General features: G+C 45.2%; 16 protein-coding genes. 7 read left to right on the top strand and 9 right to left on the bottom strand.

The features are described from left to right. Window positions 1-98: 98 nt before the first annotated feature. From L0992_05930 to L0992_05910, 5 genes are all read left to right on the top strand, one after another. A complete protein-coding gene (locus L0992_05930) occupies window positions 99-545 on the top strand; it encodes an META domain-containing protein (GenBank protein XGB68228.1) in 447 nt (148 codons plus the stop codon). A 356-nt stretch (window positions 546-901) separates the two neighbouring features. Beyond that, on the top strand, window positions 902-2,068 hold the full coding sequence (locus tag L0992_05925; protein ID XGB68227.1) for an ABC transporter substrate-binding protein: 1,167 nt from the start codon (window positions 902-904) through the stop codon (window positions 2,066-2,068). Between the two features lie 5 nt (window positions 2,069-2,073). Next, window positions 2,074-3,774, top strand: a complete 1,701-nt coding sequence (locus tag L0992_05920) for a thiamine ABC transporter permease (GenBank protein ID XGB68226.1) — start codon at window positions 2,074-2,076, stop codon at window positions 3,772-3,774. Next, window positions 3,740-4,390 (top strand): ATP-binding cassette domain-containing protein, encoded by a 651-nt coding sequence (locus L0992_05915; protein XGB68225.1) that lies wholly within the window; start codon window positions 3,740-3,742, stop codon window positions 4,388-4,390. Before L0992_05920 ends, L0992_05915 begins: the two co-directional genes overlap by 35 nt. Next, entirely contained in the window at window positions 4,380-5,000 is a 621-nt protein-coding gene (locus tag L0992_05910; GenBank protein XGB68224.1) for a CDP-alcohol phosphatidyltransferase family protein, read from the top strand. Before L0992_05915 ends, L0992_05910 begins: the two co-directional genes overlap by 11 nt. 78 nt (window positions 5,001-5,078) lie before the next feature. On the opposite strand, the gene L0992_05905 is transcribed toward L0992_05910, so the two are convergent. From L0992_05905 to L0992_05890, 4 genes are all read right to left on the bottom strand, one after another. Beyond that, window positions 5,079-6,032, bottom strand: a complete 954-nt coding sequence (locus tag L0992_05905) for a class I SAM-dependent methyltransferase (protein XGB68223.1) — start codon at window positions 6,030-6,032, stop codon at window positions 5,079-5,081. 8 nt (window positions 6,033-6,040) lie between these two features. Next, entirely contained in the window at window positions 6,041-6,739 is a 699-nt protein-coding gene (locus L0992_05900) for a TIGR01621 family pseudouridine synthase (GenBank protein ID XGB68222.1), read from the bottom strand. Between the two features lie 166 nt (window positions 6,740-6,905). Next, on the bottom strand, window positions 6,906-8,522 hold the full coding sequence (locus L0992_05895) for a methyl-accepting chemotaxis protein (protein ID XGB68221.1): 1,617 nt from the start codon (window positions 8,520-8,522) through the stop codon (window positions 6,906-6,908). Window positions 8,523-8,699: 177 nt separating this feature from the next. Beyond that, window positions 8,700-10,133, bottom strand: a complete 1,434-nt coding sequence (locus L0992_05890) for a sodium-dependent transporter (GenBank protein ID XGB68220.1) — start codon at window positions 10,131-10,133, stop codon at window positions 8,700-8,702. Window positions 10,134-10,499: 366 nt separating this feature from the next. Between L0992_05890 and cls the strand changes: the two genes are divergently transcribed. Next, the gene (gene cls / locus L0992_05885) at window positions 10,500-11,954 is read left to right on the top strand and encodes a cardiolipin synthase (GenBank protein ID XGB68219.1); all 1,455 of its coding nucleotides are present in this window, start codon (window positions 10,500-10,502) and stop codon (window positions 11,952-11,954) included. Window positions 11,955-12,135: 181 nt separating this feature from the next. Then, window positions 12,136-13,320 carry a cystathionine beta-lyase gene (locus L0992_05880; GenBank protein XGB68218.1) on the top strand — a complete coding sequence of 395 codons (1,185 nt, stop codon included), beginning with the start codon at window positions 12,136-12,138 and terminating at the stop codon, window positions 13,318-13,320. Between the two features lie 97 nt (window positions 13,321-13,417). Here L0992_05880 and L0992_05875 read toward each other — a convergent pair whose 3' ends face one another. From L0992_05875 to L0992_05855, 5 genes are all read right to left on the bottom strand, one after another. Next, window positions 13,418-13,888, bottom strand: a complete 471-nt coding sequence (locus L0992_05875; protein ID XGB68217.1) for a hypothetical protein — start codon at window positions 13,886-13,888, stop codon at window positions 13,418-13,420. Beyond that, complete coding sequence (locus L0992_05870) at window positions 13,879-14,817, bottom strand: winged helix-turn-helix domain-containing protein (GenBank protein XGB68216.1); 939 nt, start codon at window positions 14,815-14,817, stop codon at window positions 13,879-13,881. The genes L0992_05875 and L0992_05870 overlap by 10 nt, the downstream gene beginning before the upstream one ends. A gap of 109 nt (window positions 14,818-14,926) precedes the next feature. Next, window positions 14,927-15,493 carry a DNA-3-methyladenine glycosylase I gene (locus L0992_05865; GenBank protein XGB68215.1) on the bottom strand — a complete coding sequence of 189 codons (567 nt, stop codon included), beginning with the start codon at window positions 15,491-15,493 and terminating at the stop codon, window positions 14,927-14,929. Window positions 15,494-15,570: 77 nt separating this feature from the next. Then, window positions 15,571-18,681 (bottom strand): efflux RND transporter permease subunit, encoded by a 3,111-nt coding sequence (locus tag L0992_05860; GenBank protein XGB68214.1) that lies wholly within the window; start codon window positions 18,679-18,681, stop codon window positions 15,571-15,573. Continuing rightward, the gene (locus L0992_05855) at window positions 18,674-19,759 is read right to left on the bottom strand and encodes an efflux RND transporter periplasmic adaptor subunit (protein XGB68213.1); all 1,086 of its coding nucleotides are present in this window, start codon (window positions 19,757-19,759) and stop codon (window positions 18,674-18,676) included. The genes L0992_05860 and L0992_05855 overlap by 8 nt, the downstream gene beginning before the upstream one ends. Window position 19,760 lies beyond the last annotated feature (1 nt).

Below are 19,760 nucleotides of genomic sequence, written 5' to 3'. Positions count from 1 at the left end.
CCTTATACTGACACATATAGTGTTTTGTAAACTATACTTTGAACCCATCAAGTTACACTTATTCAGTAACTTCGTTCTTTCCTTTGGAGCCTTATAATATGAAGTTTAGTTCAAAAAAATTACTAGCAGTAGCCGCTTTACCTATGATGCTAGCAGCATGCACAACAACAGGTGATAACGCTATGCAAGTAACACCAACCGATCTACAGCACCATAATTGGGAACTTGCGCAAATTGATGGCAAGGACATTGAGAAAAGCGAACATCAAGCAACACCTCGTCTAGAGATCGGCGAAAAGATGACTGCAAACGGCATGGCTGGTTGTAACAACTTCTTTGGTCAGGGCGAACTAAAAGACGGTCAATTCCGTATCAAACAAATGGGCATGACAATGAAAATGTGTCAGGGCTCAGCGATGGAAATCGAACAATCGGTTTCAGCTACTCTAAGCGAGTGGAGCGACGTAACGCTAACTAACGATACACTAGTACTGAAAAACGATGTACACACACTAACGTACACAATTCGTGACTGGGTAAACTAATCCGTCATCGACATCAGATATTGATTTAGGAGCCTTCACGGCTCCTTTTTTATTGCCTGCTCAAAACCTAATCATTAAAAACGCTACTTCTCGCCTTCTTTTCGTACCAACCTCCAATAAATATCAAAAAAACCTCATTTAGGTGCAATTAATTCACCGCTTTAACGGTCTGTTGGTAGGATGGCAAAAGCCCCTAGTAATTGATTGAATTTACTATTGAATTAGAAATTATTTCAGAAACAGATAGAATAACTATTAAGCCATGTTGATCTTTCGTTAGCCACGAAAGGTCAACACGCCCTAGGGAGTTCGAAAATACAATGCTCTTGCCCGTTCACTACCAAATGGAAAAGTTTATGAACAAGATAGTAAGTACGTTAGGAATCATGGCAACCGTTGCATACAGCGCAACCATTTATGCTGATGAAGCAACATCAACCGATAGCTGGAACCAAATTGAACAGCAGGCAGAGGGAGAAACTGTCTACTTTCACGCTTGGGGCGGAAGCCAAGAGATCAATCATTACCTACAATGGGCAGGCAAGAAGTTACAGAGTGACTATGGTGTTACCTTAAAGCATGTAAAAGTAACTGATATTGCAGAAACCACGACTCGCTTACTCGCAGAAAAAGCGGCAGGTAAGAACAGTGAAGGCAGTGTTGATATCGTTTGGATTAATGGCGAAAACTTCCGTTCGATGAAAGACAACGCTTTGTTGTTTGGCCCGTTCACAGAATCGCTTCCAAACTGGCAGTTCGTCGATAAGTCTTTACCGATTGATGTCGACTTCTCTGAACCAACAGAAGGCCTTGAAGCACCTTGGGGCGTTGGACAACTTGTGTTCATTCACGACCAAGAGACACTACACAATCCGCCACAATCATTTTCAGAGATGTTGAGCTACGCTCAAGCTTTCCCAAACCGTTTGAGCTACCCTCGCCCACCTGAATTTCACGGCACCAGCTTCATCAAATCTCTATTGATTGAGCTAACAAACAATAACCCAGCACTGGCTCAGCCTGTTTCGGAAGACAACTTCCAAGCAGTAACAGCACCACTTTGGGCTTACTTAGATAAATTCCATAAAGTGGCTTGGCGTGGCGGCAAACAATTCCCTGCTGGCACATCTGAAAGCATCCAGCTTCTGGATGATGGACAACTCGACCTTGCCATAACCTTCAATCCAAACTCTGTGTATTCAGCACAAGCAAGTGGCCGTTTAGCGGAAACTACCAAGGCTTATGCGTTAGAAAGCGGTGCTCTATCTAATATTCACTTCCTTGCGATTCCTTGGAATGCCAATGCAACGGCAGGCGCTCAAGTGACCATCAACTTCCTATTGAGCCCAGAAGCGCAATCTCGCAAGGGTGACCTTAATGTTTGGGGCGATCCTTCAGTGTTAAGCAGTAAATACCTGACTGGAAGTGCTAAAAATACTCAGCAATTTAAGTCGGTTGATGAACCACACCCAAGCTGGCAAAACGCGCTCGAGAAAGAGTGGCTTAAGCGATACGGTAACTAAGCTTGATGCTACGCGCTCTATATTTTGTTGTTATAGCTGTGTGCATTATCCCTACGATTCCTGGGGTAGCGGGAGTGGTGGCCTCGTCACTGAGTTTTATCCCGCCCCTGGGTTTAGAGGAGCCCTCTCTCAACGGTTTTAGCCAAGTCTTCCAATGGGAAGGTGCTTGGCACTCTATCGGTTTAAGCCTAAGCTCTGCGATCGCGAGCAGCTACATCGCCTGCTTTCTTACTTTTTGTATTCTTCAAGCCTCTTGGGGAAACAAGTTTTGGAGAAAGATTGAGCTGACGTTATCGCCAATGCTGGCTATTCCACATGTGGCTTTCGCCATTGGCTTTGCTTTTCTATTTAGCCCAACAGGCCTTGGAGCGAGAGCCGTGCATCACCTACTCGGTGAATCGGCGACGAGTTCTGAATTGGCTTTGTTGGTCAAAGATCCATATGCTTTCGGTCTCATCATTATGCTGGCACTCAAAGAAGTCCCTTTCTTGTTGCTTATGAGCATATCGATACTTCAACAAATAGATGTCGAACGTATCACTAAGGTGAGTGCTTCACTGGGCTACAGCCGCTCTCAGATTTGGTGGAAGTGTATTTTCCCACAATGGTTTACTAAGCTTCGTTTCCCAATGCTCGCCGTACTCGCTTACAGCGTATCGGTTGTCGATATTGCTTTGATCATTGGTCCGACTAATCCGCCGACCTTTGCAGTACTAGTATGGCAATGGTTTAACGACCCAGACCTTAACCTACTGCCACGAGCAGCAGCCGGAGCCATTGTTCTATTTGGCTTAGCGTCGTTGATCATCGCCTTAGCACGTTTGGTTGAATGGGCAATTCTGAAATACTTCCGAACTTGGCAATATTCAGGCAGAACAGGCGCGAACCTTCCGGGGAAAACCGTGTTTACTGTGCTTGCTGCGTCGTCACTGCTCATTATTCCATTGATGGTGATTTGGAGTGTTGCCCAACGTTGGCGCTTTCCTGATTTACTTCCAAGTCGCTATAGCATGCGTTTTTGGGAGTTTGAGTGGGATGGCATTGTTAGCACCGTCGGGCAAAGCTTATGGATTGGTCTTATTGCCGCTTCGGTTGCTTTGATACTTGCACTGGTTGCTCACGAATATCGAATTAAATACAAGTGGCAAGTGCCCGGTTTTATTATCGCGATCCCGATGTTGATCCCTCAGCTCTCTGTGTTGTTCGGTATGCAAGTCACCACGCTTTATATCGGCAGCAGCGCTTATGAGTTCTGGGTGATTTGGGCACACGTATTCTTCGCCTTTCCATTTGTGTACTTGTCTTTAGACGGGCCTTGGAAAAGCTTCAATGATGGCCTGATAAAAGCGTCACTCAGCTTGGGCAAGTCGCCATTTCAAAGTTGGTACTCCATCAAGCTGCCTATCTTGTTACCTGCCATTGCCTTTGCATGGGCGGTCGGGATCAGCGTGAGTTTGGCTCAATACTTACCAACATTGATGCTAGGTGCAGGTCGTATTAGTACCATCACCACTGAAGCTGTCGCCCTTACTAGCGGTTTCGACCGTAGAGTGACCGCAATTTATGCCATTTGGCAGGCCTTATTGCCTCTTTTCTTTTTCTCTTTAGCGATATTAGTCAGCCGACTTCAACTCAGATATCGCCGTCTTACTTTTAAGGGTTTCTTAAGTAATGAGTCTGTACCTCAACGACCTCGCCATCCATAAGAACGATGGTGAATCGCTGTTTTCAGCGCTAAACGTAACATTAGAATCTGGCCAAGTATTGGCTTTGATGGGGCCGAGCGGCTGCGGAAAATCGACTTTGTTGGACGCTGTTGCTGGGCACCTGAATGAAGAGTTTTCATACACTGGCAGCGTGGTTTTGAACGATATTCAGCTCGATGAACTTCCATCACATCAACGTCAGGTCGGTATTTTGTTTCAAGATGACTTGCTATTCCCTCATCTAAAAGTGTGGGAAAACTTGGCATTCTCATTACCTAACTCTGTTAAAGGCTCAGCTCGCCAGCAACAAGCAATGGCGGCGTTAAAAGATATTGAATTAACTCATTTAACTGAGTCGTTCCCCGATCAAATCTCCGGCGGCCAACGGGCGAGAATAAGCTTAACTCGCATGTTGTTAGCGAAGCCTAAACTGGCTTTACTTGATGAACCGTTCAGTAAGTTAGACCAAGAGCTCAGAGCACAGTTTCGCGATTGGGTGTTTGAACAACTGACAAAAGCCAACATCCCTACGCTGATGGTGACGCACGACGACGCAGATGTGCCTCAAGGGGCGCAAGTACTGTCTTGGCCATGGAGAAGTCATCATGCTGGATAAGTACTCTATCAAGGTCATCAAGTGGCCGTTAAATCAATCAGCAAAGGTACTGAATCAAATCGGTATCACTGCAAATCAAACCACCCTGTTCGGATTTTTAGTCGGTTGTTTAGCGTTTCCTGCGTTAGCATTTCAACAATATGAGTGGGCGTTGGGCTTCATTGTATTCAACAGAGTGTGTGATGGGCTTGATGGCGCTTTGGCTCGAATCCAAGGTATCAGTGATGCGGGCGGCTTCCTCGATATCAGCCTAGATTTCCTTTTCTATTCGCTGATTCCTTTTGGCTTCGTGATTGCCAACCCTGAGCACAACGCTATTGCCGGTGCATTTTTGATCTTCTCTTTTATCGGCACAGGCAGCAGCTTTTTGGCGTTTGCGGTGATGGCAGGCAAACGAGGAATCGAGAACCCCGTTTATAAGCACAAGTCGCTTTACTACATGTCAGGTCTAACCGAAGGCACAGAGACCATCGCCTGTTTTATTGCCTTTTGTATTTGGCCGCAACACTTTGCAGTTATTGCCTATACCTTTGGGGCGGCATGTTGGCTGACTACGTTTATGCGAATTTATTTTGGGTTCCAGACCCTCAAGACTCAGCAAGAGAGTTAGCAATCTAACGACAAAAACAAGATACAAAAACGCCGCTCAATATGAGCGGCGTTTTTTCTAACTGAAGTTTAAAAACAATTAAGCGTCAGCAGAAGCGCTTATCTTAAACCTCAGCACCTTCAAGCTTGAATCAAGATCGACATCGACAAACTCAGGCGGGTTGTCTAGGCGCTCAATAAACTCAACGTTTGGCGCTTCTTCTGCCATCGTCTCGATAAGGAAGTTCGGAGAAACCGCTGGCGAGTTAACACACGCAATCACTTCACCACCTTCTGTCAGAAGCTCAGGTAATCGACGTAAGATCTTTTTGTAATCTTTGGTTAGAGCGAAGCTACCTTTTTGGAACGAAGGCGGATCGATAATAACTAGCTCGTAAGGACCACCTTTCTTGATTTTGCCCCACGACTTAAAAATATCGTAACCAAGGAAGTTAACCGAGCGCATGTCGTGGTCATTCAAACGGTGATTATCGCGACCTTTGTTTAGCGAGCCTCGCGACATGTCCACGTTCATGCATTGACGAGCACCACCAGCGATAGCTGCGACAGAGAAGCCACAAGTGTATGCGAACAAGTTAAGAACATTCTTACCATTGGCATTATCTTGTACCCACTGGCGACCATTACGCATGTCTAGGAACAAACCGAAGTTCTGATTACGGCCAATGTCGAGCAGATATTTAAGACCGTGCTCAACCACGACTGGAGAGTCGTTTAGCTCGCCCCACAGCACTTCTGAAGGCGCACCATCAGCATAACGGTGTTGCAGAACAATACTTGTGCCCTGCTTTGCTTGCCAGATGTCTTTATTGGTCAAGTCAACCAATCCGGCTTTAAGAGATGACAAGAACTCATCATCTACTTCTTTGAATACGTTAACCAGTAGTTGCCCATCAACCCAATCACATGTCAGTTGCTCTAGACCTGGCCAAAACTTACCACGTCCGTGAAAGATACGACGCAGTTCATTCGGTACTTCATTAAGTTGCTGTTCAATATGACTAAAAAACAGAGGTAAAGCTGATGCTTCCATTATTTCACTCACTTAGTGTTTAGCTTTGGCCAAGTTAATGACCAAGGTTCAAGCCAACTGTCCAAACCGTTAGAGACGGTTTCTTGATGCCACTTCTCTCCTAAAGAGTCTAAGCTCCTTGGGTCGCAGACATATTCGTAGGCTTGTGATTGATAGGTAAATCGAATCGCGAAGGCATGCAGATAACCTCTGTCTGCCTCACTCGATGGATTGTAAATAGGGTCACCAACAATAGCGGAACCGATCGACTTCATCGCGACACGGATCTGGTGAGTTCGCCCCGTATAGGGTTTACATAACAGTAGGCGCTCACCGGGTTCAGCCGTTGCTGATAAAAATTGGGTAATCGCTGGGTTTTCTTTACTAGTCAGTAGCTTCCAGCTAGAGCGTCGTGAACGCTCCATATCTCCAGAAATCAAACCCTGCTTTTTCTTCGGCTTCTTAGAGCCAATCGCAAGGTAGTACTTCTCCACCTCACGCTTTGCGAAAAGCTGTGAAAGCTCACTCGCCGCTGAAGAGTTCTTTGCTAGCAGCAGAATGCCTGAGGTCATTTTATCAAGGCGATGAACGAGATACAGCTTAGGTTCATTGATTGCCTTAGCCACTTCTTGAAGCAGCATAGTATCGCCATCGTCTTTATGGACGCTGACACCAGGGTGCTTATTGATAAGTAAAAAATCAGAGTGGTTCAGAAGAATGTCGAACATGTAAAGGCTAGCTCCATTGTAGAACGTGGAGTATACCGTGTCTGAACCCAGATTCCAGCTACGAAAAAGCCCAACTAACTCAATTAACATTGAATCATTGGGCTTCTCTTTTATTTGTCCGCTTTCAGTAATCAGTTTTTAGTTCCGATTGAATACGGACTAAGCACTAAGCAAGTTTGAACTTACCAACCAGTGCTTCTAACTCAGCAACCTTAGCATTCAAACCTGAAGTATTTTCAGAGCTGCGTGTCGCCAGTTGCAAAGACTGCTCAGAGATATCACTGATCGCCGTAATGTCTGCCGCAATCTCTTTAGTCACAGCTGTCTGTTCTTCTGCTGCTGTTGCGATAGAGTTAACCATGCTTTGTACATTACCCGCACCGCTTACAATCGCTTCTAGGGCAGAAACAGCACCTGAGCTTTGCTCTACACCAATCTCCACCAAACGGCAGTTATCTTGAGTGTAAGTCACCGCTTCTTGCGTGCCAGATTGAATAGATTGAATGATGCCAGATACTTCTTGTGTCGCTTTGGTCGTTCTTTCCGCTAACGCGCGTACTTCATCAGCAACCACAGCAAAACCGCGTCCGAATTCACCTGCACGAGCCGCTTCAATTGCAGCGTTAAGAGCTAGCAGGTTAGTTTGCTCAGCAATGTCTTCGATTACCTTGATAACGCTACCAATCTGCTCACCGTGAGAACCCAGAGTATTCATTTGCAACGACATATCGCTCATTTGAGTCGACACTTGTTGAATACTCGCTACCATCTCAACAATCACGTTGCGGCCATCTTCTGCCGATGTTTCAGAGCGGCGTGCTTCTTCATAAGTCGAAGTACCTTGTTGAGCCACTTCAGAAATGGTCAAACTTAGCTCTTCAGCAGCCGTTGCTATCAGGTTTGCTTTGTCAGCCTGAGCTGATGCACCCGTCACGATGTCTTGGCTGATTGACGATAGCTCGCCAGTCACCGATTGAACTTGGTGAGTCACTGAAGAGATAGAACCCAGTAGGTCGACCAATGATTTCTGCATCTGGTTAATCGACTTAGCCAGTTCAGCCAGTTCATCACCAGAATCATCAATAATATCGCCTGCCGTTAGGTCACCATTTGCTACACGTCGTGCGACTTGTTCAACACGAGTTAGGCGGTTGGTAATAGAGCTAGACAACACATACGCAATTACACAACCAAATACGATCGCAATCGCAGACAACACCATGATGGTGCGCTCGATGGTAGTAAACGTATCAGTTAGCGTAAGCAGTGATTGCTCTGTATCGGCACGCTCACTTGCTGATGCTTGATCAAGCAAGTTTTCAATTGGGATCAAGTTACTCTCGTACAGAGAACGCAGCTGTTGAATGTTGGCAAGTAGCTCTGATTCATCATTGATCTTAGGCACGAGTGTCGCTTCAAATTCTTGAGTGAAGCGCCCCATGAGATCTTCAATTCGCTCAATACGGCGATGATCTTCTGAACCTCTGCTTTCTATACGTTTTGCTTGCGCGATAGCTTGAGCAAATTCGTTCTTATTCGAGCGGTAGTCATTAAGTGCATTATCGACCTGAATGATCGCACCTAGCGCATCTCGGTAGACATCCCCAGCTTCATCGATCAGAACAAGGTAGGTAACGGTACCCGGTACATCATCCATTCTGATTTCATCAGCGCTCTTGTGAGCCCCAATGACTTCTATCCATACAATACCGACTAACGTGACAAGCACCGCCAATATAGACCCAAAACCGGCATACAGTTTCTTTCTCACTGACAATTTCACACAACACCTACCTAATTAAAATACGGACTAAGCAGCCCTAACCAATAATATATCGGCTATCAGACGGATAACTTTAGTGAATGTAAGGTTTTTATTTTTCGATAATAATTAAGTATTTAAACCAAAAAAAACGGGAGCCATTGGCTCCCGTTTTTTCGTTATTTGCTTAGCTTGCGATTATAGCTTCTTAGAGATAAGCGCAGAGCCAGCAATAATACCAATACCTAGTAGCATGATTGCACCTTTACCGCTGTCGAAGCCAGAAGAGATACCCATGAACGCTACGATAGCGATAGCTACTGGGATGATGTACTTAACTAGTGTGTACCATAGACCGAATAATGGGAAAGATACTTCACCGTCGTTAGTGATTTCTTTCTCTAGGTCAGCACGGTTTAGTCTCCAACCAGCGAAGATACATACCAACATACCGCCAACTGCTAGGAAGATCTTATCAGTTAGTAGGTCGAAGATATCGAACGCACCAGTACCGAACAGTGTTGGACCGAAGCCACCAAGTGATAGAGAAGCGAAGATACATAGAATCGCCATTACTACACTTGCAGACAGTACAGCTGTTACACGCTTCATGCCTTTCTCATCGATTAGGTAAGAAACCACAACTTCAAGTAGAGATACTGAAGAAGTCAGTGCCGCAACACTTAGACCAACGAAGAACATAAGAGCAAATAGAAGACCAACTACGCCGCCCATTTCAGCGAATAGCTGAGGAACAACAACGAATACTAGACCAGGACCAGCTGCAGGCTCCATTCCGAATGCGAACATTGCAGGGAACATTGCAACACCAGCTAGGATAGCAACACCAGTATCCATTGCAGTAACCATAGCTGTCGTTTGAACTAGGTTCTCTTTCTTCTTAAGGTAAGAACCGTAAGTCAACATACAACCCATACCAAGAGATAGTGAGAAGAATGCTTGACCTAGTGCAGCTAGGATTACACCGCTGTCTACTTTAGAGAAGTCAGGGCTGAATAGGAATTCAAGACCAGCCATCGCACCCGGAAGCATGATGCCTTTGATAGATACCACGATAAGGATGATGAAAAGAAGTGGCATCAGGATCTTACCCGCTTTCTCAATACCGCCAGAAATACCTTTCATAACAATAACAATGTTAAGTAGTAGGTATAGGCCCATCCACATAAGTGGTTGAACTGGGTTTGAGATAAAGCCACCGAAGCTGTCACCAATTGCTTCAGGTGCGTCTAGTAGACCACCAGCAATTTTACCGATGTATGCGATAGACCAGCCACCTACTACAGGATAGAAACCCATGATAAGTAGACCACTCACTACGCCGATAACACCAGCGAACGTCCAACGACGGTCAGTTGTTTTAAATGCACCTACTGCTGATTTTTGCGTATGACGGCCAATAGCAAATTCAGTCAGCATGACACTGAAACCAATGAAGATTACGAAAAACAGGTAAATTGCAACGAATGCACCACCGCCACTCTCGCCTGCTGTGTATGGGAATTTCCAAATGTTACCTAAGCCAACAGCAGAACCTGCTGCAGCCATTACGAATCCTAACTTCGAACCCCAGGTATCGCGGGGTGTTGTGGTTGTATTACTAGTAGCCACGTGTACTCCAAACTTTTGTGTTATGTGATGTTGTGTTTTGCTTTGGGTGGCGTCTTTAAAAGATAAGATGTATAAAAAAATTTACACATCTAAAAGATTTGATTGACGCTCGTATATAGCAAGTAAACCAGTTTAAGAATAAAATTGGAAGTCCGAACCGTACATATTTCGTTACCAATGTAAATTTTTATGGTTAAATGCCGCGTTTTCATACAAAACAATCGTTTTCGTCTTAAGTTAACCAAAACTTAACAACTATAACCTGTTTACAGCTTTAGCTCTAATTTGTAAATAGTTGATTCCTTAAATTCCCATATCCGTAAAATAGCATTACTATCTAAGTGTCTCTTTTTTCGAGTATTCAATGTGGAAAAGCTCTACCATTTTTTAACTTTGGCATCTGTCGCGTTGTACTGGGTTCTCGTAGCCGGTGTAACACTGCGTGTTGTACTAAAACGACGCTCTGTGAGTGTTTCTCTCGCGTGGTTGATGGTTATCTACATTATCCCAATTGTTGGTGTCGCTTGTTACTTCCTTTTCGGTGAGCTAAACCTTGGCAGAAAAAGGGCTGAGCGCGCACATCGCATGTTTACTCCGTTTGGCGATTGGTTCAGAAAACTCGATGATTGCCAGCTCCACCTGCCAGGAAAGGTCGGCTCTCCTATCCACAAGATCGATGAGCTTTGTAATAATCGAATGGGCATTCCTGCACTCAGCGGAAACACCCTATCGCTGCAATCTTCACCAAATGAGATCCTACATGCAATTATCGAAGATATAGAAAACGCTCAGACCAGCATTAAGATGGTTTTCTATATTTGGCACCCTGGTGGCCTCACTGATTCGGTTGCCTCTGCTCTCATTCGAGCTGCAAAACGTGGTGTCGATGTTAAAGTTTTGCTCGATTCTGCGGGCAGCCCGCGCTTTTTTAAAAGCCACTGGCTCTCCATGATGAAAGACGCGGGCGTTCACGTTGTGCAAGCACTGGAAGTGAGCCCTTGGCGTATTTTCCTACGACGCTTAGATTTAAGACAGCATCGCAAGATCATCGTGATTGATGAAACCATTGCCTATACCGGTTCAATGAACATGGTAGACCCAGCTCACTTCAAACAGAGTTCAGGTGTAGGTCAGTGGATTGATGTGATGGTTCGAGTGACAGGCCCGACCGTTAACGTGTTATCCGCCATTCACGGTTGGGATTGGGAAGTGGAAACCGGTGAACGAATCCTTCCTGATTTACCAGAATGTCCAGTTGAAGAGGTCATGACGCATCACCCTGTTCAAGTCGTGCCATCTGGTCCTGGCATGCCGGAATATTTGATCCTACAAGTGCTCACCATTGCGATCAATCAGGCGAATCACTCTGTACGTATCACGACGCCCTATTTCGTCCCAAGCGCCGACTTGTTAGAGACACTGAAGATGACAGCGCAACGCGGTGTTAACGTAGAGCTCATCATTCCACATAACAACGATTCACTGATGGTTAAGTGGGCTTCTCGTGCTTTCTATACTGAGTTACTTGAAGCTGGCGTGAAGATCTACGAGTTTTACGGTGGCCTTCTTCATACTAAGTCGGTTGTTATCGATGAAGAGTTTTGTTTAATCGGAACGGTCAATATCGACATGCGCAGCCTATGGCTCAACTTCGAAGTGACTCTAGCCGTAGATGACGTGCACTTCACTCAACAGCTCTCTGAGCTACAACAATCGTACATTGAATCATCTCACCCAGTAGTACTGGAACAGTGGGAACAGAGAAACTTGCGAAATCGCTTCTTTGAAAGATTGTTCTATTTGTTCAATCCTCTGCTGTAATACCTATGATGAGTCAATTGCGGCTCATCACTTCCTCCCGTAAATTTTTAACCTTTCACCGTTAATTAAGTGAAAGGTTAAAAAGCGAAAGAAAAGCGTAAAAACTCCCGCTCCCCTCTTGCTTTAAAGGCTATTGGCATGTTTTAAATAGGACATAACCGATTGATAAGGAATTCACAGCATGTCCGAGAACAAAACCACTAAGCTGATCACCGCAGGTCGTGATAAGAAGTGGACCAATGGTGTCGTTAACCCACCAGTACAGCGCGCTTCAACTGTCGTATTCAACTCAGTGGAAGAGAAGCGTAAAGCTACGATTAACCGCGCTAACAAAACACTTTTTTACGGACGTCGTGGTACCAACACTCATTTCGCCTTCCAAGATGCCATGGTGGAAGTGGAAGGAGGCACAGGCTGTGCACTCTACCCTTGTGGTACAGCAGCTATCTCTAACGCCATTCTCTCTTTTGTAGAAACAGGCGACCATATTCTGATGGTCGACACCTGTTACGAACCGACGCGTGATTTCTGTGACACCATCATGAAGAAGATGGGTGTAGAGACAACTTACTACGAACCAACGATTGGTGAAGGCATCCAAGATCTCATCAAGCCAAATACTAAGGTGCTATTTACCGAGTCTCCGGGTTCAGTCACCATGGAAGTCCAGGACATTCCAACGCTCGCGCGTATTGCCCACGAACACGACATCATCGTGATGCTAGATAACACATGGGCAGCAGGCGTTAACTTCTCACCGTTCGATTTTGGTGTTGATATCTCTATCCAAGCGGCGACCAAGTACATAGTGGGTCACTCAGATGTCATGCTAGGCACTGCGGTAGCCAACGAGAAATGTTGGGATCAACTGCGTGAACAGAGCTACTTGATGGGACAATGCGTTTCACCAGATGATGCTTACCTTGGTCTTCGTGGTATCCGTACTCTTGATGTTCGCCTACGCCAACACGCAGAGAGCAGCTTGAAAGTCGCTAAATGGCTAGAAACTCGCCCTGAGGTTGACCATGTTCGTCACCCTGCTCTTGAGTCTTGCCCGGGTCATGAGTTCTTCAAACGAGATTTTACCGGCGGCAATGGCCTGTTCTCGTTTGTTCTAAAGAACTCAAACACAAAAGCAACGACAGCACTGCTTGATGGCATGACACACTTCAGCATGGGTTACTCATGGGGTGGTTTCGAGAGCTTGATTCTAGCGAACGAGCCAAGCAGTTTTGATAGCTTAAGAACGGTAGCGAATCCAAACTTCGAAGGTACTCTGATTCGAGTTCATATCGGTTTAGAAGATGTCGATGATTTGATTGCAGACCTAGAGGCTGGATTGGAACGTTACAACGCTCTGGTTTAATCTGACACGTTAGGTTCAATAAGCAAAAAGGCAGGATATTCCTGCCTTTTTCAGTTCTGCCTATCAGTTGTCTACAGTCCCATTACTGACGCGCTCATTATTGAACCTTAAAGCACGTCCAGTTGAAGATTTCTGAGCGGTGTTCATTAAACAGATACAGGGACTGATCTTTCTCCAAGATCAAGTAGTCGATAGTCACCCCTTTGTACTCACTGTATTCCTGATTAATGATCGGATCATGAAACGGAGTGGCAGTTCTCACATCAATAATACTCATCGACAAATGATTCCCATCAAGACCGTAGTAACCGGAATAAAGATTTTCCATTGTGCCTTCGTTGCCGCCTTTCTCAGTGATCGTCACAAACTCTCTCATACTAAAAGTTTGGTCAGACTGAAAAGTAATACTCATTCGCTCATAAAGCGATTGATACGGTTGGAATGCCTGAGATAAGAAATCCGTTTTTAGCGTTTTACAGTGCCAGCGAGTGCCCGCTAATGCGTTCTGTTCTAACAAAAAGCTTGCTGCAGCAATTGCCAATAGAATGAGTAAGCCAATTAATCGCAAAAGTAGCTCCTCTTTTCCATATGAGCTGAAAATGAGTCAAAAGACGTCTCGACATTGAAAATCGTCGCCCCGTAATTGAGGGCCTCGCCATCCTTCCTTTGAACCAACATATACAAAGCATCATTTTCAGGCTGATCAACAGATGGGTAAATACGAACAAAGACGTCAACGTTGCAGTGACTCGGCAACACATCCGTAAGCTTTTGGGTAATCGCTGGCAATGAATAGGCTTCATCGTGAACAATGTGGAAAAAGTATTGATTGGTATTGTCTGTGTAACTATCTCGATATTCCGTCTTATCAACAAAATAAGGCATTGGCGCATAATAGGTTTGGAAAAGGTTGAACGCCGTTACGACTACACAAATCAACGCGACTAGATAACCTGCTTTAACGAGGTGCGCTTTGCTTTTCGAATTTGAAGGCTCTAGCTCAGCTAAGCTCTGTTCTTGCTTCGATGAAATATTGAGTTCTGAAACCTCTGCCGTTGTCTTCTTATCATCGGCAGAGGTTTCAGTTGCTACCAACGTTTCTTGAGCGACAGACGAAGAGTTTGATTCACGCGCCTCTGTCGTCACTGGAGAAGATACAACTTCAGTTTTGCTAGGCTTTACCGACTCATTGATTTCAAGCGAATAACCCGTTTTACTCACGGTACGAATCGTCGCACAACCACAAGTGACTCGAGAAAGGGTTTTGCGAATCTTGGAGATTACATTGGTGAGAGCTTGTTCTGAGACAATCACATTGCCCCAACACCTATCAAATATCAGGCCTCGTTCAATGCATTCACCCGCATTCTCTAGCAAGAACAGGAACACCTTACCTTCTAACGGCGCGATAGTTTCTACGTGGCCATCTTCACGCACAAACTGCCTTAGCAAGGGATCATAACTAGCATCACAAATTTGGTAGCTTTGTTGTTTCACTATCGTCTTCTAGGTTTTAATTCGGTCGCATATGATATTGAATAGTTTATAAATGACCAGTGAATTTTCCCATTTTCACGCAATTATTTCGCGACAATAAATAACATTTTTATTTGTAAGGACAACCAACTAAATGGTCATTAACCATACCTGTTGCTTGCATAAACGCGTAACAGATTGTTTCTCCTACAAACTTGAATCCTCTTTTCTTCAAAAACTTGCTCATCGCTTTGGATTGCTCTGTCGAAGCCGGGACTTGAGACATCTCTGTCCATTGATTTACGATCACCTTATTATCAACAAACTGCCATAAAGCATTAGATAGAGACCCAAACTCTTTCTGAAGTTCAAGCGTTGCACGCGCATTGTTGTAAACCGAGGCAATCTTACCTTTATGTTTAACCACATCGAAGTTTTCAATGATGTTTGGCACATTGTCTTCATTAAGTGCAGCTAGCTTATTGAGTTCGTAGTTTTCAAATGCAGCACGATAGCCTTCGCGTTTTTTGAGTATCGTAATCCAACTCAGGCCAGCTTGAGCACCTTCTAACGTAATGAACTCAAATAACACTTGGTCATCATAAACAGGCACGCCCCACTCTGCATCGTGATACTCCCTTTCAAGCTCATGTTTCAGTGCCCACGCACATGTTCTGTCCACTGTATTTGCTTCCATCTCGATGGCCTCTTTTTAGTAATCGTACATAAAAATAATGCCCCAATTAGGGGCATTATTTCAAAGGTTAGTTGGCGTTAAGCCACTTCAATTTTATGGAATAGACGATACAGCACAGGTACTACGATTAGCGTGAGTACAGTCGCAAAGCCCAAACCAAACATAATGGTTACTGCCATTGGTTTGAAGAAAATATCTGGTAGCAGAGGGATCATACCAAGAATAGTAGTGATCGCCGCCATACATACCGGACGAACACGACTCAGTGCCGCATCAACAACCGCTAGATATGGATCTTTACCTGACTTCATCTCAATCTCAATTTGATCAAGCAGTACGATACCGTTCTTCAGAAGCATCCCAGATAGACTCAAGAAGCCCAACAGCGCCATAAAGCCGAATGGTGTATTCAAGGCTAACAAGCCTGTCGTCACCCCTATCAAGGCGAGTGGCACCGTTAACCAAACAATCAGAGGCTCTTTCACCGAGTTAAACAAGAACACCGTGATTAAGAACATGAACAAGTAACCCAGAGGCATGGTTGTAAACAGTGACGCCTGTGCATCTGCCGACGACTCATATTCACCCCCCCATTCCAATGAGTAACCCGGTGGCATCTCAATCGCTTCAATTTGTGGTTGTAAGCGTTTCTGTAGAGTCGAAGCCGTTTCTTCACCCAGTAGATCTGGATCCGCCATGACCGTCAGCATACGCTTACGGTTCTTACGGATGATCAGCGGGTCTTCCCATTCCAGTTCGTAACCTAGCGTTACTTGTTGCAGTGGAATGTACTCACTTAGTGCTGGGCTCCAAATTTTCATGCCTTCGATGTTACGGATATCAACACGCTCATCTTCAGGCAAACGAGCCACGATAGGCATCAGCGTAGTACCATCACGGTACACACCAATCGATTTACCAGAGAAAGACATCGCTAGGAAATCATCTACGTCAGACTTAGTGATACCGTAACGACGTGCTTGGCTTTCGTTGAACTGAGGTTCTAACACCTTAGTTCTTTCACGCCAGTCGTGACGAACGTTAAATGCACCATCATCAGCACGCATGATTTCCATCACTTGAGATGCAATTGAACGTAATACCGTTGGATCAGAACCTACGATTCGCGCTTCAATTTTCGCACCGCCACCAGGGCCTAATTCGATTTGTTTCAGCTTGTAGTCGATCTCAGGGAACTGACCATTTACATGTTCACGGAAACGTAGCATCAGCCCTTCAAGCACTTCATAGCTCTTCACACGAACCGTTATTTCGCCGTATGCGCTATAACTTTTCTCTGGTGAGTAAGTCAGCATGAAACGTTGTAGACCTTTACCTGCTGTCGTCGTGATGTGCTCAACTTCTTCCTGCTCTGCTAACCAACCTTCAAGCACTTTAAGCTTGGTGTTGGTCGCACGAATATCGGTCCCTTCCGGCATCCAAACATCCACTTGGAACATTGGCGTAGTAGAAGATGGGAAGAAGGCTTGTTTTACAAAACCAAAACCGTAAACACTCGCACCCAAACCAATAATCAGAACGAACATGGTGAGCCACGCACGCTTCATACAGAACTCAAGGAAGTTTTTATAGATAACAAAAACCATCCCGTTGTATGGGTCTTTGCCTTCGTTATCAGGGTCAACCTTCTGACCTTTGAAGAACATGTCAGCAAAGAATGGTGTAATTGAGATTGCTGTAAACCAACTCAGCATGAGTGAGATAAGTAGAACCGTAAACAAGGTGCCACAGTATTCGCCGGTTGAGTCTTCAGACAAGCCGATCGGCGCAAAAGCGGTCACCGCAATAACGGTTGCACCCAACAGCGGCCATTTGGTTTGGGTTACGATATCGGTGGCGGCCTGCATCCGGGTTCGCCCCTTCTGCGTGCCGATCAATATCCCTTCCACCACCACAATGGCATTATCCACCAGCATCCCCAAGGCGATAACCAATGCGCCTAATGAAATACGTTGGAGGTCAATCTTGAAGTACTGCATGAAAATGAAGGTACCGAAAACGGTCAACAGCAGTATCAAACCTATCAACAGGCCGGAACGTAGCCCCATGAAGAACAGGAGAACCACGATTACGATCGCAACCGCCTGACCTAAGCTCACTACAAATCCACTTACCGATTTATCTACCTCTTTCGGTTGGTTGTAAACCTCAGAGATATCGATGCCGACAGGTTGTTGGTACTTAAGCTCAGCAAGTCTTCGATCAAAGGCTTCACCCACCGCAACCACGTTTACACCTTGCGCAAAAGAGACACCAAGGTTGAGTGCAAGCTTACCGTTGTAGCCAATGATATTACTTGGTACTTCAACATAGCCACGAGTGACGTCTGCTACGTCTTTCAAATAGATGAGACCTTGAGCCCCACCTTCAGTCAGAATCAAATCGCCAAGCTGTTCAACATTCTGGAACTCACCCGTTGGATGGATCCGAATGTATTCGTCGCCAATTCTTACCGCACCCGCACTTGATACAATGTTTTGAGTCGATAAAAGATTAAATACCGTGCTTGGAGACAGACCCAATGAGCTTATCCGCTTCATTGATATCTCAATGAATACTTGCTCTTGTTGTTGGCCAGAAACAGAGACCTTACTGACCCCATCAACCAACTCCAGCTCTCGCCTTAGGTAATCAATGTAATCCAGCAGCTCTTTATAACTGTAGCCATCGCCCGTTACCGCGAGCAAAATACCGTAAACGTCACCGAAGTCATCGATAACTTGAGGGTCATTCACACCCGGCGGCAGTTCGACCTTCAAATCATTCACTTTTCGACGAAGTTCATCCCATATTTGCGGAAGATCATCGGGGCCGTAGTTATTCTTCATCGTTACCGTTACCTGAGACAGGCCACGGCTTGAGATAGAGTTCACTTCATCCACATAAGTAAGCTGTTGGATTGCTTTCTCTAGTGGATAAGTCACTTCCTCTTCCACTTGCTGAGGGGTAGCCCCAGGGTAAGAGGTCACAACCATTGCATCTTTGATAGTGAAGGCAGGATCTTCTAGACGACCCAAACCAAAGAATGCAGAAACACCACCAATAAGAAAGATCAGGGATAGCATCCAGCTAATGACTTTGTTACGTATAAAGTAAGAAGCAACACCTGTGATCTGATCATCACCCTGTTGATCGTCATTTTGAGGCTTGTTATTTACTTCACTCATTGTTCGTCTCCTGAGACAATACTTCCACTGTCATCCCATCTCGCAATCGCGATACGCCTGCAACAACGACATGCTGCCCCATTTCTAATCCTTTCATTATCTGCAATGTTTTCTGGTTTGCTTTTCCTAACACGACTTGTTGTTTCGAGACTGTCTTGTCGTCGTTAAGAACCCACACATAAGAGTTTTTACGGTCCAGTTCATCACCGTCTGCATTGAATACCGCTTCGATCGGGATAAGTACACCAGCTTTTAGTTCCAAACCGATATCTCTTCCGTTTGAAGTCACATCAACGGCCATACCATCAAGAATCAAATCGTCTTCTGGCATCGGCAAAGCTAGTGTCACCGTGAACGTACCCGTGCTTGGATCCGGCTCAGTGGTGAACTCCTTGATACCAGCGGTGTATTCATTGCCGCTTGGCACTCTCACCACAGCTTCAACATTCGAAAGTAGCGTCTCATTCGGTTGATTCACATAGATTTGGTCAGGGAGCTGAATCACAACTTCAACATCCTCGACACTGTGAATGTTCACAATCTGTTGGCCTACCTGAATATTTTCATATTGATCGACACTCACACGAGAAATAATCCCGTCAACTGGGGCGCGAAGATTAGTGAAAGACAAACGCAGTTTCGCAAGCTCTAACTCGGCATAAGCTATCTGACGTTGCGCGGCGATTTCATCGAACTGCGATTTAGCCAATAGCCCTTTCTTCACCAACGGACTTGAACGTCTGTATTGGCTGTTGATTACCGTGTAACGTGCCTGAGCGTTGTCCACATCCAATTGATAATCGGTCGGGTCAAGCTCTGCAATGATGTCACCAGCTGAAACTCGTTCGCCTTCTTTAACGTCAAGCTTGTAGATTTCACCCGCCACTCGAAAACTAAGATGAGCTTTCTCAGCCGCATTTGCGACCGCTGGGAAATAGAGTTTGTCGCTAAAATCGATGACTGAAATCTCGACAGCTTTAACCAAGGGTGTGTTATCCACTTCTACCACTTGTTTATCTTCACAAGCTGTAAGTAAGGCTAAACACGACAGCCCTGCGGCCACTTTAAGTGTTTTCATG

Origin of the sequence: Vibrio pomeroyi, assembly GCA_041879425.1 — a bacterium.
Taxonomy (GTDB): domain Bacteria; phylum Pseudomonadota; class Gammaproteobacteria; order Enterobacterales; family Vibrionaceae; genus Vibrio; species Vibrio pomeroyi_A.
This window is presented reverse-complemented; position numbering and strand designations above follow the sequence as displayed.